Origin of the sequence: Dokdonella sp. (assembly GCF_051958935.1) — a bacterium.
Classification (GTDB): Bacteria; Pseudomonadota; Gammaproteobacteria; order Xanthomonadales; family Rhodanobacteraceae; genus Dokdonella_A.
In genome coordinates this window covers 44508-65751 of record NZ_JBQCFP010000099.1, presented here as the reverse complement: position 1 = coordinate 65751, position 21244 = coordinate 44508, and the positions used below count along the sequence as shown (strand labels likewise).

Below are 21244 nucleotides of genomic sequence, written 5' to 3'. Positions count from 1 at the left end.
GCCGCTGCGCACGAGCGCCGTCGTGCCTCGCGCGTGAATTCGCCCCGGGTGGCCATGCCTACGCGACGCGCGAGCCGCGCATCACGACCGGACTCGCGCCAGACGCGTACTGTTTCCGCTGGCCGCACTTCGGCGCGACCGCGTGGATCGCGCTGGCGGCGACGGGCAGGAACCCTTGTGTCGCCGCGCGCCGCCGGCGGCCGTCATTCCGCCGCGCCGGCGTCGGAGTCGCTCGCCTCGCGCAACACGCGGAACAGTTCGCGGTACGCATGCGGCGGCTTGTCCGCCTTGCGTTCGGCGAGTGCGTTGCGCACGAGCTGGCGCAGCCGCTGGCGATCGGCGGACGGATGCTGCGCGATGAATTCGGCGAGCGCGTCGTCGCCTTCGGCGAGCAGGCGTTCGCGCCAGGTTTCGAGGCGGTGCATCGCTGCGGTTTCACGATGCGCCTTCTCGCGGTCGACGCCGAGCGCGTAGCGGATGGCCTCGACCGATTCCTCGTCGAGCTTGCGCATCTGCTTGGCGAGGAACTGGTTCTGGCGCTTGCGCGCGATGTGTGACGTGACCGCGCGCGTGCGTCGCACTTCCTCGCGCAGGTCGTCGTCGAGCGGCACGCGGGCGAGTTCGGCCTCGCTGAGGTTGGACAGCGTCTCGGCGAGCTTGAAGATGTCAAGCGCCTCGCGCCGCAACTGGCTGCGGCTCGGCCCCAGGGCCTCCGGCGATTCGTCGTCGTGCAGGTCGTGCATCACGGATTCCAGGATAATGCTGCAATGAATGCCATCGTGACCGACAAAGATACCAGCTCCGCCGACCTCGACCGCCTCGCCGCGATCGCCGAGGACGTGGTCCGCCTCGCCCGCGCGAAGGGGGCGAGCGAAGCGGACGCCGCCGCGAGCGTCGATCTCGGCCTCGCCGTCGGCGTGCGCCTCGGCGAAGTCGAGACGGTCGAGCGCACGCGCGATCGCGGCGTTTCGGTGACCGTCTATTTCGGCAAACGCAAGGGTTCGGCGAGCACGGCCGATCTCGATCCCAAGTCGATCGAGCAGACGGTCGAGCATGCGTGCGCGATCGCGCGCCATACCGAGGAGGATCCGGCGAATGGGCTCGCCGATCCGGCCCTGCTCGCGAAGACGATCCCGGATCTCGACCTCTGGCATCCATGGGACATCACGCCCGAGGAGGCGATCCGCCTCGGCGTCGAGATCGAGGAGGCCGGGCGCTCGCACGACCCGCGCATCGACAATTCCGACGGCGCATCGGTGCAGGTCGGCGCATCGCTGACCGCATACGCGAACTCGCTCGGCTTCGTCGGGACGGAGCGCGGCACGAGCCATACGCTCTCGGTCGCGCTGATCGCGGAAGACGAGTCCGGCATGCAGCGCGACTACTGGTACGACAGCGTGCGCCGCGCGAGCGACTTCGCCAGCGCCGTGTCGATCGGGCGCAAGGCGGCCGAACGCACCGTCGCGCGCCTCGGCGCGCGGCGCCTGACGACGCGCGACTGCCCGGTGCTGTTCGTGCCCGAAGTCGCGCGCAGCCTCGTCGGCCATTTCCTCTCCGCGGCGAGCGGTGGCGCGCTGTACCGGCGCGCGAGCTTCCTCGTCGATCACGTCGGCAAGCCGGTGTTCCCGCACTGGATGCAGATGGTCGAGCGGCCGCACATCCCGCGCGGCCATGGATCGACGGCGTTCGATTCGGAAGGCGTCGCCACGCGCGACTCGGACCTCGTCCGCGACGGCGTTCTCGCGCGCTACATCCTCGGCAGCTACTCGGCCCGCAAGCTCGGCCTGCAGTCGACCGGCAACGCGGGCGGCGTGCAGAACATCGTCGTGCAGCCGGGCGAGGACGACACGCCTGCGCTGCTGCGGCGCATGGGTCGCGGCCTCCTCGTGACCGAGCTCATGGGCCAGGGCGTGTCGCTGATCACCGGCGACTACTCGCGCGGCGCGAGCGGTTTCTGGGTCGAGAACGGCGAGATCGCGTACCCGGTCGAGGAGATCACGATCGCCGGCAACCTGCGCGACATGTACGCGAACGTCGTAGCCGTCGGCCGCGACGTCGACCCGCGCTCGCACATCCTCACCGGGTCGATCCTGCTCGAGCGCATGACGATCGCAGGCGAATAGCGCGGCACAGGCATGACTTCCGCGCTATTGTGGCGTCGTTCGCGCGCACCCAGATTCGACATCGCCACCCAACGCGGAGAGAGCGCATGAGCGAGAACGAGAACGATACGGGCAGCGCCACCCCGGCCAGCGTGCCCGAAACGGTCCAGTCCCCGGTGCCTTCGAACGACGACCGTACCTGGGCGCTGATCGGCCACCTGTCCGCGTTCAGCGCGTTCATCACGGGCATCGGCTGCGTCATTGGCCCGCTCATCGTCTGGCTCGTCAAGCGCGATACGCTGCCGTTCGCGGCCGACCAGGCGAAGGAAGCGCTGAACTTCAACATCACCGCGCTCATCGTCGCGGCCGCGCTGTGGGTCGTCACGATCGGCACGTTCTTCATCGGCGCGCTGCTCACGGTGCCGATCGGCCTGCTGCTGTTCGTGGCCTGGTTCGTGCTGACGATCGTCGCCGCGATCAAGGCGAATGAAGGCGTCGCCTACCGCTATCCGTTCGCGTTGCGTCTCGTGAAGTGAGGTTCGCGCCGGCCGCGCGCATCGCGTGGCCGGCGTATTGCGCGGAGCCGGTCGCGCCGTGTCGACGGCGGTCCATGGCCTGCACGGAGTGAGTCCATTGCGGAAGTGGACCCCCTGTCGTCGGCCATCCATGGCCCTGCACGGGGTGAGGCCTCCCTGGACTCAGCTTTTGCGGGCGGAGACGAAGAGGGCGAGGCCGCGCAGCACGTCGGTGCGCGCATCAAGCGGTTCGATTGCGGCGAGCGCGCGTGCGGTCAGCATCGCGAGCTCCGCACGCGAGGCGTCGACGCCGAGGATCGCGGGATACGTCGGCTTGTTCGCCGCGACGTCCTTGCCGGCGGTCTTGCCGAGCTGCGCGGTATCCGCCTCGATGTCGAGCAGGTCGTCGCGGATCTGGAACGCGAGCCCGATCGCGTGACCGTAGGTCTCGAGCGCGTCGAGCACGCGCGCGTCGCGGACGCCGGCGGCGAGCGCGCCGAGGCGCACGGACGCGCGGATCAACGCGCCGGTCTTGTGCACGTGCATGCGCTCGAGCTCGGGCGCGTCGAGCACCTGTCCGACCGCCGCGAGGTCGAACGCCTGGCCGCCCGCCATGCCGTGCGAGCCGCAGGCGCCGGCGAGCGTGCGCAGCATCGCGAGGTGGTTCGCCGGGTCGGTGGCGAGCGCAGGATCGTTCGCGAGCACCTCGAATGCGAGCGCCTGCAGCGCGTCGCCGGCGAGGATCGCCATCGCCTCGCCGAATACGACGTGGCAGGTCGGCCGGCCGCGGCGCAGGTCGTCGTCGTCCATCGCCGGGAGGTCGTCGTGCACGAGCGAGTAGGCGTGAATGATCTCGACCGCGGCGGCCGATGCATCCAGCTGCTCCGGCGCCGCGCCAAACGCGAGGCCGGTCGCGTAGACGAGCAACGGCCGCAGGCGCTTGCCCCCGCCGAGCACGGCGTAGCGCATCGCGCGATGCAATTCGACCGGCGGCTGCGCCTCATCCGGCAACACGTGCGCCAGCGCCTCGTCCGCCCGCACCGACAGCGCCAGAAGTTCAGGAGAAAGATCGCTCACGTAGACAGCTCTCGACGGGGCGGACGGCAAATGCCCCACCCGCAGTAAATGGTCTTGATGCCTTCCTTGAAAAGTGCGGCCATGGATGGCCGCTGTGGACTTCAGGGCGAGGCTACGATCCGTTCGAACAGCTACACCCCGACAAGGCCGCGATCATGGACGATCGCACAAATCACGGCACGTCGGGGTCGAAGGGCTGGGCACCTTCCGGCACCCCCGGATCGAGCAACTGGCTCACGCGCAGCTTCGCCTGGTCGAGTGCGCCCTGGCAGTTGCGGTAGAGCGCGATGCCGCGCTCGAACGACTGCAGCGACTCGTCGAGGCTGAGATCACCCTGTTCCATGCGGCCGACGAGCTGTTCGAGTTCGTCGAGGGACTTCTCGAAGTCGGCGACCTGCGAGGTTTCGGCGGCGGGCTTTGGCATGGGCGCGAAAACTAGCTCAGCGCGTCCGCAAGATCAATCGCGAGCCTGTCGCCACCGCGCCGCGCGCCTTCGGCGGACGTCCATTCGAAGCGTGCGCCCGACGGGGCGAGCAGGGCGGCACCCGCTTCGCTGAGCCAGATGTCGGCCACCGCGACGAGCGCGCCGTCGGCATCGAACGCGAGCGGCAGGCGGCCGCGCTTCCACGGCGGTATGCCGGCCTCCTGGAACAGGTCGCGCAGCTCGCGCGTGTGGCCGCCGCTGGACAGGCGCAGGCTTTCGCCGCCACGCCGGAAGCGCACCTGCAGCGGGACGGCCAGCCGCAGGTCACCGGCGGCGCCACGCAGGCGCAGCACGCCGAGATCGAGCGGCAGCGCCAGCGGACTGCCGTCGAACGCCGCGACCCACTCGAGCGGCGGGAACTGCAATGGCGCCAGCGCGTGCAGCAGGTCGCGATAGCGGCGCACTTCCGTGCCCGGCCAGCGCACGCACGGCTGGCGGTCTTCGCCGGCTTCGCCGAGCTGGCGCACGAGTTCCGCGGCCTGATAGTGCGTCGGTTCGGGCAGGTCCAGCGCGCGCAGCCAGCGGCGCAGCACCGGGTCGCGCAGCGCAGTCGGCAGCGCGAGCCATTCGCGGAACTGCAGGGTCGATGGGTCCAGGCCCTGGATGCGGGCGAGCGCCCGTTCGGCTTCCACGTCGATGAATTCGGCCGCGGCACGCGCCCAGGCGGCGCTTTGCGCGATGCTGCTCTCGGCCTCGGGCCAGCGCGCGGTGATGCGCGGCATCACCTGCATGCGCAGGTAGTTGCGGTCGATCGTCTGGTCGGCGTTGCTCGGGTCAGCGATCCAGCCCAGGCGATGGTGTTCGGCGTATTCGCGCAATGCCGCGCGCGGCAACAGCAGCAGCGGCCGCCACGCGAACCCGCGGCCGAGCCTGCGCAAGGGGCGCATCGCGCCGATGCCTTCGGGCCCCGATCCGCGCAGCAGCTTGAGCAACACGGTTTCGGCCTGGTCGTCGCGATGATGGGCGAGCGCGACGATTTCACCGGGCGAGAGCAGGGTCTCGATCGCCGCGTAGCGCGCGCGCCTGGCGCTCGCCTCGAGGCCGAGGCCGGGGCTGCGCACGACGTCGACCGCGCACACGATCAACTCGACCCCGAGCGCATCGGCGAATTCGCGGCAGCGGCGCGCCCACGCCTCGCTGTCTTCGTGCAGGCCGTGGTCGACGTGCACCGCGCGCAGTCCGCGCGCCCGCGTCGCGTCCGATTGCGCCAATGCGTGCAGCAGCACCATCGAGTCGAGGCCACCGCTGAACGCGGCGAGGATCGGCGTCTGCGGCAGCTCGGCGAGTGCCGATTCGATGATGTCGCGGATGCGGCGGCTCGGTGTCATGCCGGCGGTCGTCGCGTCAGGGCCAGGGCGTCGGATCCGCGAGCATCAGGTCCAGGAGCAGACCACCTTGCCGCAGTTGCCCGAATCCATGAGGTCGAAACCGCGCTGGAAGTCGTCGATGTGGATCTGGTGCGTGAGCACCTTCTGCAGCGGGAAGCCGGTCAGCACCATCTGCGTCATCTTGTACCAGGTCTCGTACATGCGCCGGCCGTAGATGCCGTGCAGCGTGAGTCCCTTGAAGATGACCTTGTCCCAGTCGATGCCGGCGCCGTTCGGCAGGATGCCGAGCAGGGCGACCTTGCCGCCGTGGTACATGCAGTCGAGCATGTCGCTGAAGGCGCGCGGGTTGCCGCTCATCTCGAGGGCGACGTCGAAGCCCTCCATGTGCAGGTCCTTCACCACTTCCTTGAGCGATTGCTTGGACACGTTGACGACGCGGGTCGCACCCATGTCGGCGGCGAGCTTGAGGCGGTAGTCGTTGACGTCGGTGACGACGACGTTGCGCGCGCCGACGTGCTTGCAGATGCCCGCGGCGATGATGCCGATCGGGCCGGCGCCGGTGATGAGCACGTCCTCGCCGATCACGTCGAACTCGAGCGCGCAATGCGCGGCGTTGCCGTACGGATCGAAGAACGCGGCGAGCTCGCTCGGGATCTGGTCGGGGATCGGCCAAAGATTGGAGGACGGCACGGACACGAACTCGGCGAACGCGCCGTTGCGGTTGACGCCGATGCCGACCGTGTTCGGGCACAGGTGCTGCTTGCCCGCGCGGCAGTTGCGGCAGACGCCGCAGACGATGTGGCCTTCGGCCGACACGCGCTGGCCGAGGCTGTAGCCGCGCACGCCCGGGCCCATGTCGACGATGCGACCGACGAACTCGTGGCCGATCACCAGGCCCGGCTTGATCACGCGCTGCGACCACTCGTCCCACTTGTAGATGTGGAGGTCGGTGCCGCAGATCGCGGTCTTCTCGAGCTTGATGAGCACGTCGTTGGGGCCGATCTCCGGAACCGGGACCTCCTCCATCCAGATTCCGCGCGCGGCCTCGCGCTTGACCAGGGCCTTCATCATCTGCGACATGGAGGTAACTCGCTCGGTGCGGGTAGGCGAACCGCGGAATTATACGTCCTGCGCGCGCGCGCCGCGCAGCGGCGGCGCACGAAACCGCGATGCCGTTCGATTCGCCGCCGGATGGTCCGGCGGGCCCCCCCGCAAACGCGTGTCGATGACCGGTTGCGGCGTCGCCTCACACCCGGGCGTTGCGCAGGCGCAGCGCGTTCGCGACCACCGACACCGACGACAGGCTCATCGCCGCGGCCGCGACCATCGGCGACAGCACGATGCCGAAGGCGGGGTACAACGCGCCGGCCGCGAGGGGCACGCCCGCGGCGTTGTAGAGCAGTGCGAACACGAGGTTCTGGCGCATGTTGGCGACCGCCGCGCGCGAGATCGAGCGGGCGCGCACGATGCCGCCGAGATCGCCGCGCACGAGCGTCACCTGCGCGCTGGAGATGGCGACGTCGGTGCCGCTGCCCATCGCGATGCCGACGTCGGCCGCAGCGAGCGCCGGCGCATCATTGATGCCGTCGCCGGCCATCGCGACGCGACGTCCTTGCTCGCGCAGCTGCTGCACGAGCGTGACCTTGTCCTCCGGGCGCAGGTCGCCGTGCACCTCGTCGATGCCGAGCCCGCGTGCGATCGCGGCCGCGGTGGCGACGCCGTCGCCGCTCGCCATCACGATGTGCATGCCGCCTTCGCGCAGCGTCCGGATCGCCGCCGGCGTGGATGCCTTGATCGGATCGGCGACCGCGAGGAGGCCGGCCAGGCCGCCTTCGACGAGGAGGTGCATGACGCTCGCGCCCTCCGCGCGCAGCGCCTCGGCGCGCGCGGCCAGCGGCGACGACGCGACGCCGAAGCCGCGTGCGAGTGCGGCGTTGCCGAGCGCGACGTCCTTTCCGCCGATGCGGCCGCGTACGCCGATGCCGGCGGTCGATTCGAAATCCGCCGCGGTTTCGAGCGGCAGCGCCCGTGCGCGCGCCTCGGCGACGAGCGCCGCCGCGAGCGGGTGCTCGCTGCCTTGGTCGAGGCTCGCGGCGATGCGCAGCACCTCGTCGCCTGTCCAGCCCGGCGCGGGCACGATTTCACGAAAACGCGGGCGTCCTTCGGTGAGCGTGCCGGTCTTGTCGACGACGAGGGTGTCGATGCGGCGCAGCGTCTCGATCGCCGCCGCATCGCGGAACAGCACGCCCGCGCGCGCGGCCCGCCCGCTCGCGACCATCACGGACATCGGCGTGGCGAGGCCGAGTGCGCAGGGGCAGGCGATGATGAGTACGGACACCGCATTGAGTACCGCCCAGGTCCATGACGGCGCGGGGCCTGCCAGGCCCCAGGCGAAGAAGGTGACGAGCGCCACGCCGAGCACCGCGAGCACGAAACCTGCCGCGACGCGGTCCGCGAGGCGCTGGATCGGCGCGCGCGTGCGCTGCGCCTGCGCGACGAGCTGCACGATCTGCGCGAGCACGCTGTCGGCGCCGATGCGCGTCGCGCGCACGACGAGGCTGCCGCTGGTGTTCTGCGTCGCGCCGATCACGGTCGCGCCCGGCTCCTTCTCCACCGGCAGCGGTTCACCGGTCAGCATCGATTCGTCAATGGCGGAGCGGCCTTCGACCACCTCGCCGTCGACCGCGACCTTCTCGCCCGGCCGCACGCGCACGCGGTCGCCGACCGCGATGTCGGCGATCGGCACGTCTTCCTCGCTGCCGTCTTCGCGCAGCCGGCGCGCAGTCTTCGGCGAAAGGCCGAGCAGCGCCTTGATCGCCGCCGAAGTGTGCGAGCGTGCGCGGAGCTCCAGCAACTGGCCGAGCAACGTCAGCGAAACGATCATCGCCGCCGCTACGAAATAGACGCCGACACGACCGTGTTCGTGGAACGACGCGGGAAACAGCCCCGGCGCGAGCAGCACCACGACGCTGTACCCCCAGGCCGCGGCGACGCCGATGCCGATCAGCGTCCACATGTTCGGATGCCCGGTGCGGATCGACTGCACGCAGCGTACGAGGAACGGCCAACCGGCCCAGAGCACGACCGGCGTCGCGAGGGCCCATTCGATCGCACTGCGCCACGCCGCCGACGGCAGCCATGCGTGGCCTGCGCCCATCGCGAGCACGAAGGTCGCGAGCGTGAACGGCAGGCTGAGGAAGAAGCGCCGCGAGAAGTCGCGCAGCTCCGGATCCCCGCCGTCGTCGAGGCTCGGCATCTCCGGCTCGAGCGCCATCCCGCAGATCGGGCAGGTGCCAGGCCCCTGTTGGCGAACCTCGGGATGCATCGGACACGTGTAAACCGCATCCGCCATCGCCGTCGCCGGCGCCGGCGGTGGGGCGGCTTTCATGCCGATATAGGTGCCGGGGTCGGCGACGAAGCGTTCGCGGCAGCGCGCGGAGCAGAAGTGCCATGTCGTCCCGTCGTGCACGGCGTGATGAGGCGTCGCGCCCGGATCGACCTGCATGCCGCACACGGGATCGCGTGCAACGGGCTTGGCGGCAAGTGCATCGTCCGCGCGTTGCGCGCAGCACGCGTGCCCGGGTTTCGGGCCGGGTTCGGAATGCGCGTGTCGATGCGCGGGCGACGGCGACGGCGACGACGGTTTCATGGGCCTTCCTTGCCGCCCAGCGCGGCGAGAATCGGACAGGCATCGAGCGGGCCGTGCCCGGGGCAGGCGTCGACGAGGATCCGGAGGCCACGCTGCACGCGGCGCAGTTCGGCGATGCGCCGCTCGATGTCGGCCAGGCGCGCCTCGGCACGCGCGCGCACGCCCTGCGTGCCATGCCCGCCATCGGCGGAAAGGGCGAGCAGCTCACGCACGTCGTCGAGGCTGAAGCCGAGATCGCGCGCGCGGCGGATGAAGCGCAGGCGTGTGGCGCTCGCGGCGTCGTAACGCCTGTAACCGCTTTCACTGCGGCGCGGGGTCGGCATCAGGCCCTCGCGCTCGTAGTAGCGCACCGTGTCGGCGCCGACGCCGGCGCAGGCCGCGAGCTGGCCGATGGTCATGGAGGCGTGATGGCGGGCGTTCATGCGGGTCAGGGTAAACCCTGGACCCGAGTCCGGGGTCAAGCGGCCCCGTGGCGGGACAAATGAGAACGGGTCGGCTTGTGCGTCCCCGGCATTGCGCGGACACTAAAGGCCTGTGTCATGCAAGTGGCATAGGGGGGAATCGACGGGGGGTCGATGGATATTCTCGGTTTTGTGAAGCGTCTATTCGGCGCAGGCGGTAGCGAGCGCGCGCCGCCGCAGCGCCGTGCGGGTCCGCGCCTGAATGCGCGCGGCGGCATGCGCGTGCTCGTCGTCGACGATTCGACCACGGTCGTGACCCTGCTCGGACGCATGCTGCGGCAGAACGGCTACGTCGTGCTCGAGGCGTTCGATGCGGAGAAGGGTATCGAACTCGCGCTGGCCGAGCGCCCCGACCTCGTCTTCCTCGACATCGTGCTGCCCGGCATGAGCGGCTTCGCCGCGCTACGCCAGTTGCGCCGGCAGCCGGCCACGCGAGACATACCGATCATCATGATGAGCGGCAACGAGCAGGCGACCGAACAGTTCTATGCGCAGCGCATCGGCGCCGACGATTTCATGAAGAAGCCGTTCTCGCGCTCGGAAGTGTTCATGCGCATCGAGAACCTGCTCGACGTGTCGTTGTTGCCGCGCCGCCACTACATGCACGCCTCCGCGCAGAGCGCGGCGTCGGAGTCCTGACATCCGGCACGCGATACCCGCGCACGAACGCCGCGGCGATGGCACCATGCGCGCGGCATGAATCGAACGGACCAACGCCCGGCAGCGATCTTCCTCATGGGCCCGACCGCGAGCGGCAAGACAGCGCTCGCCTGCGCGCTCGCCGAGCATTTCGATCTCGACCTCGTGAGCGTCGACTCCGCGCTCGTCTATCGCGGTCTCGACATCGGCGCCGCCAAGCCCGACGCGGCGACGCTCGCGCGCCATCCGCACCGGCTCGTCGACATCCGCGATCCGGCGCAGGCGTACTCCGCCGCGGATTTCCGCACCGATGCGCTCGCGGCGATGCACGAGATCACTCGGGCAGGCCGCGTCCCGCTGTTAGTCGGCGGCACCGGCCTCTACTTCCGCGCGCTCGAGCATGGGCTGTCGGCGCTGCCGGACGCCGATCCCGGGATACGTCGCCGCCTCGCGGACGAGGCGCGCGCGATCGGCTGGGCGGCCCTGCACGAGCGGCTGGGCCGACTCGATCCGATCGCAGCCGAGCGGATCCGTCCCGGCGACGCGCAGCGCATACAGCGTGCACTCGAAGTGATCGAACTCAGCGGGCGACCGTTGTCGGCCCAGCAGGAAGGCCCGCGTGAGCGACTGCCGTGGCGCGTGCTCAAAATGGCGCTGGTGCCGCGCGAGCGCGCACCGCTGCACGAACGCATCGCACGACGCTTCGACGCGATGCTCGCTGCGGGCTTTCTCGACGAAGCGCACCGCCTGCGCGCCGACCCGGCCTTTCACCCGGACTTGCCGGCGATGCGCGCGGTCGGTTATCGCCAGGCGTGGCCGTACCTCGCCGGCGAGGTGGACGCGGCGACGTTCCGCGACCAGGCCGTATTCGCCACCCGCCAACTCGCCAAACGTCAAATTACATGGCTGCGCAGCGAACTCGATGCGCGCTGGTTCGACCCGGATGGCAGCGCGTTGGCCGACGATGTGCGGCGGGCGGTGAAGATGTTCGGCCTTCGCGCGGGCCATCGCGCATAAATGTGGACGGCGTCGTTTTCTTTTGTGGGAACAAATCGTTAAGATGCCCGAAACTGAATGCGGGTTGAATCGGACGTGACGCGCGGTTGGGGTAGCCGTCACACGACCTTTTGCCGGTTCGGGGTTCTCGGTGCAGGAGAAGAAGACCATGTCCAAGGGGCAGTCCTTGCAGGATCCGTTTCTGAACGCGTTGCGCCGCGAGCGCATCCCCGTTTCCATCTATCTCGTCAACGGCATCAAGCTGCAGGGGACGGTCGAATCGTTCGACCAGTTCGTCGTCCTGTTGCGCAACACCGTGAGCCAGATGGTCTACAAGCACGCGATCTCGACCGTCGTGCCGTCGCGCAACGTGCGCGTCGGTGGCGCGGAAGGGCACGCCACGCACGCGGCACCGGCGCCGGAGGCGCACGAGGAAAACGAAGGCGCGTGAGCGGCGGCCCTTGAAGCGGCGCATCCGCGACCGCATCCAGGGCATCTGCCGGCGCGGATGGCGACGGGCCTGGCGCTGCGAAGGCGGTGCCGGCGGTCCGTGCCTTCGTTGCCCGGGTTCGTGACGGGCCCGACGCCGGAATCCCGACCGCCCCGTTTCGCGAGGTCACTCCGCTGTTCGAACGATCCAGAAAAGGCGAACGCGCGCTGCTGCTGCAGCCGCAGGCACCCGGGCGCGCCGATCCGCTCGCGCTCGACGAATTCTCCGAACTCGCCCGCTCCGCCGGCGCCACCGTCGTCGGCAGCCTGACCGCGCGCGTCGAGCGGCCCAATCCGCGCTATTTCGTCGGCACCGGCAAGGCCGAGGAGCTGCGCGACCACAAGCGCTCGCTCGACGCGGACATCATCCTCGTCAACCACGCACTCAGCCCGGTGCAGGAGCGCAACCTCGAGAAGCTCACCGAGTGCCGCGTGGTCGACCGTACCGGCCTCATCCTCGACATCTTCGCGCAGCGCGCGCGTTCGCACGAAGGCAAGTTGCAGGTCGAACTCGCCCAGCTCAAGCACATGTCCACGCGCCTCGTGCGCGGCTGGACCCACCTCGAGCGCCAGCGCGGCGGTGCGATCGGCTTGCGCGGCCCGGGCGAAACGCAGCTCGAACTCGACCGCCGCCTGCTCGGCGAACGCGTCAAGCAACTGCAGAAGCGCATGGAGAAGGTCGAGACGCAGCGCGCCACCGCGCGCCGCTCGCGCCAGCGCAACGAGCTGCCGGTGGTCGCCCTCGTCGGCTACACGAACGCCGGCAAGTCGACCCTCTTCAACGCGCTCACGGGTTCGTCGGTGTATGCCGCGAACCAGCTGTTCGCGACGCTTGACCCGACCCTGCGCCGTCTGGACGGGCTCGACTGCGGCCCGGTCGTGCTCGCCGACACGGTCGGTTTCATCCGCGACCTGCCGCACGACCTCGTCGCCGCGTTCCGCTCGACGCTCGCCGAAGCGCGCGATGCCGACCTGCTCCTCCACGTCGTCGACGCATCCGATCCGGAACGCGACGAGCGCATCCTGGACGTCGAGCGCGTACTGAAGGAGATCGGCGCCGACGAGCTGCCGCAGATCCTCGTCTACAACAAGATCGACCTGCTGGATGGCGCGGCAGCCGACGGCGAACCGCAGGAGGCTGCTGCGGAACGCGCGCATGCCGCATCGCTGGTGAGCGCGGGTCGCGTCGACTACCTCGAGGGCGGCGAATTGCCGCGCGCATGGGTGTCGGCGGTCGGCGGTGCGGGCATCGACGGACTGCTGCGGGCGATCGGCACGCGCCTCGGCGATGAGCGCGTGCGCGCGGACTTGCTGCTGCCGAGCGACGCGGGCCGCCTGCGCGCCCGCCTGCATGCGCAGGGCCTCGTCGCCGCGGAGCGCACCGACGAGGATGGCTGGCACATCCATATCGACGCGCCACGCGCACTGGTCGAACCGCTGTTCGGCCTGCCCGGCGGCGACGGCGACTGGTTGCGCGCGCGCTTGCTTGCCGCCGCGGAAGGCGCTACCTACAATCGCCCGACGGCACGGTCCGACTCGCGCGATCGTCCATGACGTTCGACGTCGGCGATCGCGGTTCGGCTCGCGATGTCGATCCCGCGCGGTCCGGTCGAACGCATTCGCAGCGGCTGCATCCGGCCGCGCTTCCACGAAGATCCTGGCGCCTGCGTCCTGCAGCGAGGTAAAGAGCGATGGCATGGAATGAACCCGGCAGCGGCAAGCAGCGCGATCCATGGAAGGACGGCGGCGGCAGCCATGGTCCGTCTCCGGATTTCGATGCCGTCGCGCGCCGCGTGCGGGATTTCTTCAATCGCCTCTTCGGCGGCGGTGGCGGCGGCATCGCGGTCGCGCTGTTCGGCGCATTCATCGCCTGGTGCGCATGGGACAGCATGGTGCGCGTCAACGCGAGCGACACCGGCGTGGTGCTGCGCTTCGGGCGGTTTTCGCGCCTGATGACGCCGGGCATCAACTTCAAGTTCCCGCGACCGGTCGAGACGGTCGTGCCGGTGCCGGTCGGCAAGACCCTGCAGACGAACGACCAGGTGCGCATGCTGACCAAGGACGAGAACATCGTGCTGGTCGACTTCAACGTGCAGTACCGCATCAGCGATCCGCAGCTGTTCCTGTTCGGCGTGCGCGAGCCGGACGCCACGCTCGGCCAGGCCGCGGAAAGCGCGGTGCGCACCGTGATCGGCGGCAGCGACATGGACACGATCCTGTCCGGCCAGCGCAGCGAGCTCATGGTGCAGGCCAAGCAGCTGTTGCAGGCGAACCTCGACCAGTACAAGGCGGGCCTGTCGATCAGCGAACTCAATTTCCAGAACGTGCGTCCGCCCCAGGACGTCAAGGACGCGTTCGACGACGCCAACCGCGCACTGCAGGACAAGCAGCGTGCGGAGGAGGAAGCGAAGGCGTACGCGAGCCAGGTGGTGCCGGAGGCGCGTGGCGATGCCGCCGCGGTGCGGGCGGAAGCGGAGGGCTACAAGAGCAAGGTCATCGCGCGCGCCGAAGGCGACGCGCAGCGTTTCAATCTCATCGAGTCGCAATACAAGGCGGCACCCGAAGTCACGCGCAAGCGCCTCTACGTCGAGACGATGGAGCAGGTCGTCGGCAACGCGACCAGGGTCATCGACCTCACGTCCGGCAAGAACATCCTGAACCTGCCCGGTGCGCCCGACGCGCGTGTGCCTGCGGCGACCGTGATCACGCCCGATTCGGGCAAGGGAGCCCGCTGATGCGTACAGCACCGGTCATCGCGCTGCTCGTCGCGCTGCTCATCGCCGCCAATTCGATGTTCGTGGTCAGGGAAGGCCAGACCGCGATCCTGCTGCAGTTCGGGCGCATCGCCCATACCGGCTACGAGCCGGGCCTGCATTTCCGCATCCCGCTCGTGCAGCAGGTGAAGCATTTCGACAAGCGCGTACTCACGCTCGATTCGGCGCCCGAGCGCTATCTCACCTCCGAGAAGAAGGACGTCAACATCGACTTCTTCGTGAAGTGGCGCATTTCCGATCCGGCGAAGTTCTTCGTCGCCGTCGCCGGAGACGAGAGCAATGCGAAGCGCCTGGTCGAGCCGATCGTCAAGGAAGGCCTGCGCACCGCAGTCAACTCGCGCACGCTGCAGGAACTCGTCTCCGGCGGGCGCGCCGACGTGACCCAGCACCTCGTCTCCGACGCCAATGGCAAGACGCAGGGGTTCGGCATCGACGTGCTCGACCTGCGCATCAAGCGCATCGACCTGCCCGAGGACGGCACCGTGATCGGCTCGGTCTACGAACGCATGCGCTCGGAGCGCAAGAAGGTCGCGAGCCAGCTGCGTGCCGAAGGCGAAGAGGCGTCACGCGGGATCAAGGCCGATGCGGCGCGCCAGGTGCAGGTGATCAACGCCGAGGCCTACCGCGACGCGCAGAAGACACGCGGCGAGGGCGATGCCGCGGCCGCGCAGATCTATGCCGGCGCCTACGGGCGGGATCCGGAGTTCTACGCGTTCTACCGCAGCCTCGAGGCGTACAAGGAAGCGATCGGCGGCTCGCCCGGCACGCTCGTGCTCGATTCGAAATCCGAGTTCCTGCACTACCTGCAGGAAAGCAAGTAGTCGCATGGGAGAGGCGCTCGCGAGCGCGCTCTGCCTCGTGCTCGTGCTCGAGGGCCTGTTCCTGTTCGCGGCACCCGCGGCGTGGAAGCGGATGGCCGAGCAGTTGCAGCAGATCGAGCCGCGCCGCCTGCGCCTGTACGGCGGCGGCATGATCGTGGTCGGACTGATCCTGCTCAGGATCGTCCACTGAGCGTCGCCGCCCGGCACGGTGTGCTCGGCGGCGACAGGCACTACAATTCGCGCGTCAAGCGGCGATCCGGCGGGTCCCGCGCCCGTGTCGTGCCGTCTCCATACCCTCTGCCCGGGCCCGCTCGCCGGGTGTCGCCGAGGATCGGCGTCCCGGTGCAGATCCGTCGCCACTCATTCTCGTATCAGGAACATTCGCATGGGCAAGTCAGTCGTCATTCTCGGCGCGCAGTGGGGCGACGAAGGCAAGGGCAAGATCGTCGACCTGCTCACGCAGGACATCGGCGCGGTCGTGCGCTTCCAAGGTGGGCACAACGCCGGCCATACGCTCGTGATCAACGGCAAGAAGACGGTGCTGCACCTGATTCCGTCGGGCATCCTGCGAGACGGCGCGCTGTGCCTGATCGGCAACGGCGTCGTGCTGTCGCCGGCGGCGCTGCAGAAGGAGATCGCCGAACTCGAGGGCAACGGCGTCGAGGTGCGCTCGCGCCTCAAGATCAGCCCGGCGACCCCGCTGATCATGCCGTACCACATCGCGCTCGACCAGGCACGCGAGAAGGCCGCCGGCGGCAAGGCGATCGGCACGACCGGCCGCGGCATCGGCCCGGCCTACGAAGACAAGGTCGCGCGCCGCGGCATCCGCGTCGCGGACCTGCACTATCCGCAGCAGCTCGGCGAACTGCTGCGAACCGCGCTCGACTACCACAATTTCGTGCTCACCAAGTATCTCGGCGTGGACGCGGTCGACTACCAGCAGACGCTCGACGAGGCGCTCGCCTTCGGCGAATACGTCGAGCCGATGAAGTCCGACGTCGCCGGCATCCTGCACGACCTGCACAAGCAGGGCCGCAAGGTGCTGTTCGAGGGTGCGCAGGGCGCGCTGCTCGACATCGACCACGGCACCTATCCGTACGTAACCTCGTCGAACACGACGATCGGCGGTGCGCTCGCCGGCGCCGGCGTCGGCGCCGACTACATCGACTACGTGCTCGGCATCGCCAAGGCCTATGCGACGCGCGTTGGCGGCGGCCCGTTCCCGACCGAGCTCGACGACGAGGTCGGCCAGGGCATCCGCGACCGCGGCCAGGAATACGGCGCCTCGACCGGCCGCCCGCGCCGTTGCGGCTGGATGGACATCGTCGCGCTCAAGCGCGCGGTCGCGATCAACGGCATCACGGGCCTGTGCATCACCAAGCTCGACATCCTCGACGGGATGGACAAGCTCAAGATCTGCATTGCCTACGAATACCGCGGCAAGCGCACCGAATACGCGCCGCTCGACGCAGCCGGCTGGGAAGAGTGCACGCCCGTCTACCTCGAATTCCCGGGCTGGCAGGAATCGACCCACGGCATCACCGAATGGGACCGGCTGCCGCCGGCGGCACGCGCCTACCTGCGTGCGCTCGAGGAACTCGCCGGCTGCCCGCTCGCGATCGTGTCCACCGGTCCCGACCGCGACGCGAACATCGTGCTGCGCGATCCGTTCGCCTGACGCGCGCCAAGTCCAATGCGCGCGAGCGCGTTCACGCGAGCGTCAAGCGCGCGGCGATCGACCGACGTCGTGTCGATCCGGCACGCCGACGGAGTCGCAAGCCATGCCCGGGAAGAAGACCATCGAGCGCGCGCGCGCGACCGGCGCCGATACAGGTCCGTGAGCACGCAGGCGGGCGAATTCGTGCGCGAGGAGATGGAATACATCCGCGAAGGCAAGCACGGCGTGCGCTCCGCGCGCCCGGCGATCGCCATCGGCCTCGGCGCCGCGCGGGCGTGAAGCTACCGACGTCGAAGACGTCGTCGCCCGCGACTAGGCGCAAGGCGAAGCAGCATTCGCGCACGGCGAGCCGCTCGGCCACGGGGAAGACCGCTGCGCGCACGAAGGGCAGCATGGTGCGCCGTCGTGCACGAAGAGGGCGGTGCGCACGCGCGCCCGGCGCTGACGTCCGGCTGGGCGCCGGTCGACGAAGGGTAGCCTGTCGGTCCTCGGGGCAAGGGCGCGCCGGCCTGCATCGCAAATGCCGACCGATGGGCGAGCCCTTGAATCCGCGGCAACGCGCCGCGTCAGGCGCGCTTGGCGTCGCGCTGCGAGCGGAAGCGTTCGAGCGCGGCCTTGAGCGCGTCGGTGCGATCCCGCATGAGCTTGAGCTTGACGCGCGCCTCGATGACTTTGACCTTGAACTCGTCGCGTCCGACCACGTTCGGCGCTGCAGCGCTCGTGTCGGCCACCTTGAGCCGGGTGAGCGCCGTGTTCCCGTCGCGCGAATCGAACTTGCCGGTCATCGAATCCACCCCACTTGCAGTCGCTGCGTTTCGCCGCGATCCTCGTCGGCGACCACGCCAATTTGTCGAACATCGATGCAGCGGACTGTGACGGCGGACACGGGATCGCATTCAGGCTGGCCGGCGGTGGCGCTTGGCCGCCGGACGGCGTGCCGGCGGTGCGTCGCCGCCTCATGCTTGCTACGGCCCGCGGGGAATCCACGATGAAGGAGCATCGGCGATGACCGATGAGCGCGAGCCGGCGACGGGGGTCGATCCCGCGATCTACAAGACCCTGCTCGAATCGACCCGCGCGATTCCGTGGAAGATCGACTGGAAGACGATGTCGTTCGCGTACATCGGGCCGCAGATCGAGGCGCTGCTCGGCTGGACGCCGGCGAGCTGGGTGACGGCGCGGGATTGGGCGGAACGCATCCATCCCGACGATCGCGAGCGCGTCGTGCAGTTCTGCATCGCCCAGTCCGAGGCCGGTGTCGACCACGAAGCCGACTACCGCGCGCTGACCCCCGCCGGCAACTACGTCTGGATCCGCGACGTCGTGCACGTCGTGCGCGATGCGCAGGGTTCGGTCGAATCGCTGGTCGGTTTCATGTTCGACATCAGCGAACGCAAGCGGACCGAAGAGCAGTTGCTCGGCCTGCAGGCGGAACTGCAGGATCTCTCGTTCAAGGATGCGCTCACCGGCCTCGCCAACCGGCGGCGCTTCGACGAAGTCGTCGAACGCGAATGGGCACAGGCGAAGGCGAGTGCGCAGCCGCTGTCGCTGGTGATGATCGACATCGACTACTTCAAGCAATACAACGACCACTATGGCCACCTGCAAGGCGATGCCTGCCTCAAGCAGGTCGCCGACCTGCTGTTCGGCGCGGTGCAGGGCAGGCGCAACTTCCTCGCGCGGTTCGGCGGCGAGGAGTTCGCGCTGGTGTTGCCGGAGACGAAAGCCGAGGCCGCGCGCAAGCTCGCCACGCGCTGCCGCGACGCGATCACGCGCGCGCACATCGTCCACGCGGCGTCGGCGATCGGCGACGGCCTCACGATCAGCCTCGGCGTCGGTACCGCGATGCCGGCCAACGAGCACGGTCTCATGCCGTTCATCGAGGCGGTCGATCGGCGCCTGTATCTTGCCAAGCAGCAGGGGCGCGACCGCGTCGTCGCCGAGGGCTGACGGTGGCCGCCGCCGTCGCACCCGTCGGATTCGATGCCGCATCCGCGCGTGGGAACTTGGGTTGGGTCAGTGGGACGGCGTGGCCGTGCGCATCGAGGAAGCCGGCTGCCTCGTGGAGCGCGCCGGTCGTGGTGGCCTCGCGCGCATCGGCGCCTTCCTCGCCGGCTTCCGGTTCGACCCGCCGAAGGCGCACTGCGTCACCGCGCGCAGCGGCGAGACGCAGCGCGACGTGCGCGCGCTCGCCGATGCACGGCTCGCACCGCGCGTGCGGCGGCAATGGTTTCGCGCACGCGGAAATAATTTCGCGCCCACTGCCGGCCGTGCCGCGCCGGGCCGTCACCACTCTCTTGGCACGTCGCCTGCTTGAGTGCCCGCAGCTTTCCTTCCAGAAGGTCGCATCATGGGCGTCGAAGAGCAGCAGTTCCGCGGAGCCGGACGGGTCGAAGCCGTCACGGCAGCGGTGGACAGCGCGGGCAGGGAATGCCTCAACCACACCGCCGAGCGCATCGCGCGCCTGCTGCAGTACGAATACGGCGGCAGCACGCGCAACGAGCGCCAGCGCATCTATTTCGTTCCCGACCATACGCTCACGCTCGGTGAGGCGGCGCAGCTCGGCATCCGCTCCGAGCTCGATCTCTACGGGGGCGTCGTTCCGTACGCATTCGTCGGCACGCGCGCGGCGACGCATGCGCCGGTGTCGGCCGACGCGATCGTGCCGCAGAGCTGGTCGTATGCGCTCGCGCGCATGCTCTCATCGAGCGTGCTGCGCGGCTATTCGGCGTTCTCCCTCATGGACGCCTGCATCGCGGCCAAGCGCCTGCTGCGAAGCGGCCCGGTTCGCGTGCATCGCGGCGATGCTGAACCGGCCGAGGCCAGCGACGTGCTGCACGACATCGATGCCTGCGTCGAGGCGCTGGAGGCGATACCGGTGGCCGATCTCGCCGTGCATGGCGTGGTGGTCGAGCACGCGCTCGCGGAAGAGACCGTGCACGTCGTCGGCAGCGCGCGCATCGGTGCGCAATCGATCAGCTACGTCGGCACGCGTCGCGCGCCGCGCATCGTGCAGGGCCATGCGGTACACGCGGGTTGCGACCTCGTCGTCGTGCAGGGCGACTTCGTCGCGCTCGACCGCGTCGGCCTCGATGCCGACGAACGCGCCGCCGTGCTCAAGGCGGCCCATTATGATGCGGCGCTCGGACACGCCTACCGACCTTCGTTCGCCTCGCGGCGCAGCTACGATGTCGTGCGCGGGCGCAATGCACACGACGAGGTGCGCATGGGCGTGCGCGGCCAGCTCTGGCGCTGCTCCGCAGAAAGCCCGGCCGAAGTGGCCGCGATGCTCGCATTCCGCGACCTGCCCGGACTCGCCTGCCTGCGTGCATCCACCTACGAGGCGATCGGCGATGTCGACCTTCCCGCCGACGCGATGGTCTATCATCGGGCCGGCGACGAAGCCGGTGGCCTCCTGACGCGCTACTGCACGATCGACATGCATGCGTCGTGAGCCCGCGGTGGCGCCGCCAGTGCCCGTCGCCGCACGCGTTGCGACGACTGAGCCACCGAAGCGGGGCCGGCCCCCCCCGTCCACAGCGAGGCCTGTCATGGAATCCGCTGCATCGTCGACGAGCGCACCCCGCGTCGAAACGCTCGGCCAGCTGGTCGGCCAGTTCGCCCACGACCTCAACAACCAGCTCGCGGTCGCACTCGCGAGCGTCGAACTCGCGTCCCGCCTCGACGACGGCGACAAGGTGCGCCAGTTGCTCGGGCGCGCGATCGAGGCGATCGAGCGCCAGCGCGTGCTGCTCGAGGCGATGGCGAACGCCTCCGCCGCGAGTGCGCGCCCCGAAGCCTGCGACGTGCACGCGCTGCTCGAGGAGGCGCGCCTCGAGCTTCAGGCGCGGCTCGTGCTGAGACGGACCGCGACCGACGCGACGGTGCTGTGCGACCGCGCGTTCCTGCGCGATGCGCTGGCCCACCTGCTCGCGCACGCGGGCCAGTGCGACGCGCTGACGATCGAGACGAGCAACGGTCCGGCCTCGCGTGACGGTGCCGGATCACTCGTTCTCGTCGTCGCACCGGTCCCGCCGCCGGTTCGCGGCGCCGATCGCGCGTTCGCCGCCTTCGGTGGCCCGGACATGGGCGCGGGTCTCGGTCTCGCGCAGGTCCACGACACCGTGCGACGCATCGGCGGCCGCGCCGACTTCGAGCCGCTCGCTGGCGGGGCATTCGGCCTGCGCCTGGTGTTGCCGCTCGCGACGGTCGTCGAGGCGGCGTAGGTCGG

Annotated in this window: 22 protein-coding genes; 14 read left to right on the top strand and 8 right to left on the bottom strand. The window is 69.6% G+C overall.

The genetic code is table 11. From position 1 onward, the window contains the following. Positions 1 to 203: 203 nt before the first annotated feature. Positions 204 to 743 (bottom strand): ribosome biogenesis factor YjgA, encoded by a 540-nt coding sequence (yjgA, locus tag ACTHK2_RS08915; RefSeq protein ID WP_440245352.1) that lies wholly within the window; start codon positions 741 to 743, stop codon positions 204 to 206. 24 nt (positions 744 to 767) lie between these two features. Here yjgA and pmbA point away from each other — a divergent pair, with 24 nt between their 5' ends. Together pmbA and ACTHK2_RS08905 are read left to right on the top strand one after the other, a co-directional pair. Beyond that, entirely contained in the window at positions 768 to 2123 is a 1356-nt protein-coding gene (gene pmbA / locus ACTHK2_RS08910) for a metalloprotease PmbA (RefSeq protein ID WP_440245351.1), read from the top strand. Positions 2124 to 2209: 86 nt separating this feature from the next. Beyond that, positions 2210 to 2638, top strand: coding sequence for a DUF4870 domain-containing protein (locus ACTHK2_RS08905; RefSeq protein ID WP_440245350.1), 429 nt, complete (start codon positions 2210 to 2212; stop codon positions 2636 to 2638). A gap of 162 nt (positions 2639 to 2800) precedes the next feature. Here the strand turns inward: ACTHK2_RS08905 and ispA are convergent, their stop codons facing one another. The 6 genes from ispA to ACTHK2_RS08875 all read right to left on the bottom strand — a co-directional run bounded on the left by ispA (position 2801) and on the right by ACTHK2_RS08875 (position 9553). Further along, the gene (ispA, locus tag ACTHK2_RS08900; RefSeq protein WP_440245349.1) at positions 2801 to 3694 is read right to left on the bottom strand and encodes a (2E,6E)-farnesyl diphosphate synthase; all 894 of its coding nucleotides are present in this window, start codon (positions 3692 to 3694) and stop codon (positions 2801 to 2803) included. Positions 3695 to 3866: 172 nt separating this feature from the next. After that, positions 3867 to 4118, bottom strand: coding sequence for an exodeoxyribonuclease VII small subunit (locus ACTHK2_RS08895; RefSeq protein WP_440245348.1), 252 nt, complete (start codon positions 4116 to 4118; stop codon positions 3867 to 3869). 11 nt (positions 4119 to 4129) lie between these two features. Then, positions 4130 to 5506: a tRNA lysidine(34) synthetase TilS gene (tilS, locus tag ACTHK2_RS08890; protein ID WP_440245347.1), complete on the bottom strand. Its 1377-nt coding sequence runs from the start codon at positions 5504 to 5506 to the stop codon at positions 4130 to 4132. Positions 5507 to 5551: 45 nt separating this feature from the next. After that, the gene (tdh, locus tag ACTHK2_RS08885) at positions 5552 to 6574 is read right to left on the bottom strand and encodes an L-threonine 3-dehydrogenase (RefSeq protein WP_440245380.1); all 1023 of its coding nucleotides are present in this window, start codon (positions 6572 to 6574) and stop codon (positions 5552 to 5554) included. A gap of 178 nt (positions 6575 to 6752) precedes the next feature. Next, a complete protein-coding gene (locus ACTHK2_RS08880; protein WP_440245346.1) occupies positions 6753 to 9155 on the bottom strand; it encodes a heavy metal translocating P-type ATPase in 2403 nt (800 codons plus the stop codon). Further along, positions 9152 to 9553 carry a MerR family transcriptional regulator gene (locus ACTHK2_RS08875; protein WP_440245345.1) on the bottom strand — a complete coding sequence of 134 codons (402 nt, stop codon included), beginning with the start codon at positions 9551 to 9553 and terminating at the stop codon, positions 9152 to 9154. Before ACTHK2_RS08875 ends, ACTHK2_RS08880 begins: the two co-directional genes overlap by 4 nt. Before the next feature lie 195 nt (positions 9554 to 9748). On the opposite strand from ACTHK2_RS08875, the gene ACTHK2_RS08870 reads away from it, so the two are divergent. The 8 genes from ACTHK2_RS08870 to ACTHK2_RS08835 all read left to right on the top strand — a co-directional run bounded on the left by ACTHK2_RS08870 (position 9749) and on the right by ACTHK2_RS08835 (position 17013). Further along, positions 9749 to 10255, top strand: coding sequence for a response regulator (locus ACTHK2_RS08870; RefSeq protein ID WP_440245344.1), 507 nt, complete (start codon positions 9749 to 9751; stop codon positions 10253 to 10255). Positions 10256 to 10312: 57 nt separating this feature from the next. Next, complete coding sequence (gene miaA, locus ACTHK2_RS08865; protein WP_440245343.1) at positions 10313 to 11272, top strand: tRNA (adenosine(37)-N6)-dimethylallyltransferase MiaA; 960 nt, start codon at positions 10313 to 10315, stop codon at positions 11270 to 11272. 148 nt (positions 11273 to 11420) lie between these two features. Continuing rightward, positions 11421 to 11702 (top strand): RNA chaperone Hfq, encoded by a 282-nt coding sequence (gene hfq, locus ACTHK2_RS08860; RefSeq protein ID WP_440245342.1) that lies wholly within the window; start codon positions 11421 to 11423, stop codon positions 11700 to 11702. Between the two features lie 173 nt (positions 11703 to 11875). Next, a complete protein-coding gene (gene hflX, locus ACTHK2_RS08855; protein WP_440245379.1) occupies positions 11876 to 13294 on the top strand; it encodes a ribosome rescue GTPase HflX in 1419 nt (472 codons plus the stop codon). Between the two features lie 137 nt (positions 13295 to 13431). Then, positions 13432 to 14475: an FtsH protease activity modulator HflK gene (hflK, locus tag ACTHK2_RS08850; protein WP_440245341.1), complete on the top strand. Its 1044-nt coding sequence runs from the start codon at positions 13432 to 13434 to the stop codon at positions 14473 to 14475. Beyond that, entirely contained in the window at positions 14475 to 15335 is an 861-nt protein-coding gene (hflC, locus tag ACTHK2_RS08845; protein ID WP_440245340.1) for a protease modulator HflC, read from the top strand. The genes hflK and hflC overlap by 1 nt, the downstream gene beginning before the upstream one ends. A gap of 4 nt (positions 15336 to 15339) precedes the next feature. Next, on the top strand, positions 15340 to 15525 hold the full coding sequence (locus tag ACTHK2_RS08840) for a DUF2065 domain-containing protein (RefSeq protein ID WP_440245339.1): 186 nt from the start codon (positions 15340 to 15342) through the stop codon (positions 15523 to 15525). Positions 15526 to 15720: 195 nt separating this feature from the next. Continuing rightward, positions 15721 to 17013 (top strand): adenylosuccinate synthase, encoded by a 1293-nt coding sequence (locus tag ACTHK2_RS08835; RefSeq protein ID WP_440245338.1) that lies wholly within the window; start codon positions 15721 to 15723, stop codon positions 17011 to 17013. A gap of 566 nt (positions 17014 to 17579) precedes the next feature. Here ACTHK2_RS08835 and ACTHK2_RS08830 read toward each other — a convergent pair. Further along, on the bottom strand, positions 17580 to 17798 hold the full coding sequence (locus tag ACTHK2_RS08830; protein WP_440245337.1) for a hypothetical protein: 219 nt from the start codon (positions 17796 to 17798) through the stop codon (positions 17580 to 17582). A 220-nt stretch (positions 17799 to 18018) separates the two neighbouring features. On the opposite strand from ACTHK2_RS08830, the gene ACTHK2_RS08825 reads away from it, so the two are divergent. From ACTHK2_RS08825 to ACTHK2_RS08810, 4 genes are all read left to right on the top strand, one after another. Further along, a complete protein-coding gene (locus ACTHK2_RS08825; RefSeq protein ID WP_440245336.1) occupies positions 18019 to 18963 on the top strand; it encodes a GGDEF domain-containing protein in 945 nt (314 codons plus the stop codon). Positions 18964 to 19024: 61 nt separating this feature from the next. Then, the gene (locus ACTHK2_RS08820; RefSeq protein WP_440245335.1) at positions 19025 to 19330 is read left to right on the top strand and encodes a hypothetical protein; all 306 of its coding nucleotides are present in this window, start codon (positions 19025 to 19027) and stop codon (positions 19328 to 19330) included. Between the two features lie 33 nt (positions 19331 to 19363). Then, complete coding sequence (locus ACTHK2_RS08815) at positions 19364 to 20467, top strand: DUF3182 family protein (RefSeq protein ID WP_440245334.1); 1104 nt, start codon at positions 19364 to 19366, stop codon at positions 20465 to 20467. A 97-nt stretch (positions 20468 to 20564) separates the two neighbouring features. Beyond that, positions 20565 to 21239 (top strand): hypothetical protein, encoded by a 675-nt coding sequence (locus ACTHK2_RS08810; protein WP_440245333.1) that lies wholly within the window; start codon positions 20565 to 20567, stop codon positions 21237 to 21239. The last annotated feature ends 5 nt before the right edge of the window (positions 21240 to 21244 follow it).

What these genes read in the sequence shown, in the direction of transcription:
- yjgA (WP_440245352.1), bottom strand. Translation starts at nt 743, where the DNA reads ATGCACGACCTGCACGACGACGAATCGCCGGAGGCCCTGGGGCCGAGC.
- pmbA (WP_440245351.1), top strand. Translation starts at nt 768, where the DNA reads ATGAATGCCATCGTGACCGACAAAGATACCAGCTCCGCCGACCTCGAC.
- ACTHK2_RS08905 (WP_440245350.1), top strand. Translation starts at nt 2,210, where the DNA reads ATGAGCGAGAACGAGAACGATACGGGCAGCGCCACCCCGGCCAGCGTG.
- ACTHK2_RS08895 (WP_440245348.1), bottom strand. Translation starts at nt 4,118, where the DNA reads ATGCCAAAGCCCGCCGCCGAAACCTCGCAGGTCGCCGACTTCGAGAAG.
- tilS (WP_440245347.1), bottom strand. Translation starts at nt 5,506, where the DNA reads ATGACACCGAGCCGCCGCATCCGCGACATCATCGAATCGGCACTCGCC.
- tdh (WP_440245380.1), bottom strand. Translation starts at nt 6,574, where the DNA reads ATGAAGGCCCTGGTCAAGCGCGAGGCCGCGCGCGGAATCTGGATGGAG.
- ACTHK2_RS08880 (WP_440245346.1), bottom strand. Translation starts at nt 9,155, where the DNA reads ATGAAACCGTCGTCGCCGTCGCCGTCGCCCGCGCATCGACACGCGCAT.
- ACTHK2_RS08875 (WP_440245345.1), bottom strand. Translation starts at nt 9,553, where the DNA reads ATGACCATCGGCCAGCTCGCGGCCTGCGCCGGCGTCGGCGCCGACACG.
- miaA (WP_440245343.1), top strand. Translation starts at nt 10,313, where the DNA reads ATGAATCGAACGGACCAACGCCCGGCAGCGATCTTCCTCATGGGCCCG.
- hfq (WP_440245342.1), top strand. Translation starts at nt 11,421, where the DNA reads ATGTCCAAGGGGCAGTCCTTGCAGGATCCGTTTCTGAACGCGTTGCGC.
- hflK (WP_440245341.1), top strand. Translation starts at nt 13,432, where the DNA reads ATGGCATGGAATGAACCCGGCAGCGGCAAGCAGCGCGATCCATGGAAG.
- hflC (WP_440245340.1), top strand. Translation starts at nt 14,475, where the DNA reads ATGCGTACAGCACCGGTCATCGCGCTGCTCGTCGCGCTGCTCATCGCC.
- ACTHK2_RS08840 (WP_440245339.1), top strand. Translation starts at nt 15,340, where the DNA reads ATGGGAGAGGCGCTCGCGAGCGCGCTCTGCCTCGTGCTCGTGCTCGAG.
- ACTHK2_RS08835 (WP_440245338.1), top strand. Translation starts at nt 15,721, where the DNA reads ATGGGCAAGTCAGTCGTCATTCTCGGCGCGCAGTGGGGCGACGAAGGC.
- ACTHK2_RS08830 (WP_440245337.1), bottom strand. Translation starts at nt 17,798, where the DNA reads ATGACCGGCAAGTTCGATTCGCGCGACGGGAACACGGCGCTCACCCGG.
- ACTHK2_RS08825 (WP_440245336.1), top strand. Translation starts at nt 18,019, where the DNA reads ATGACCGATGAGCGCGAGCCGGCGACGGGGGTCGATCCCGCGATCTAC.
- ACTHK2_RS08815 (WP_440245334.1), top strand. Translation starts at nt 19,364, where the DNA reads ATGGGCGTCGAAGAGCAGCAGTTCCGCGGAGCCGGACGGGTCGAAGCC.
- ACTHK2_RS08810 (WP_440245333.1), top strand. Translation starts at nt 20,565, where the DNA reads ATGGAATCCGCTGCATCGTCGACGAGCGCACCCCGCGTCGAAACGCTC.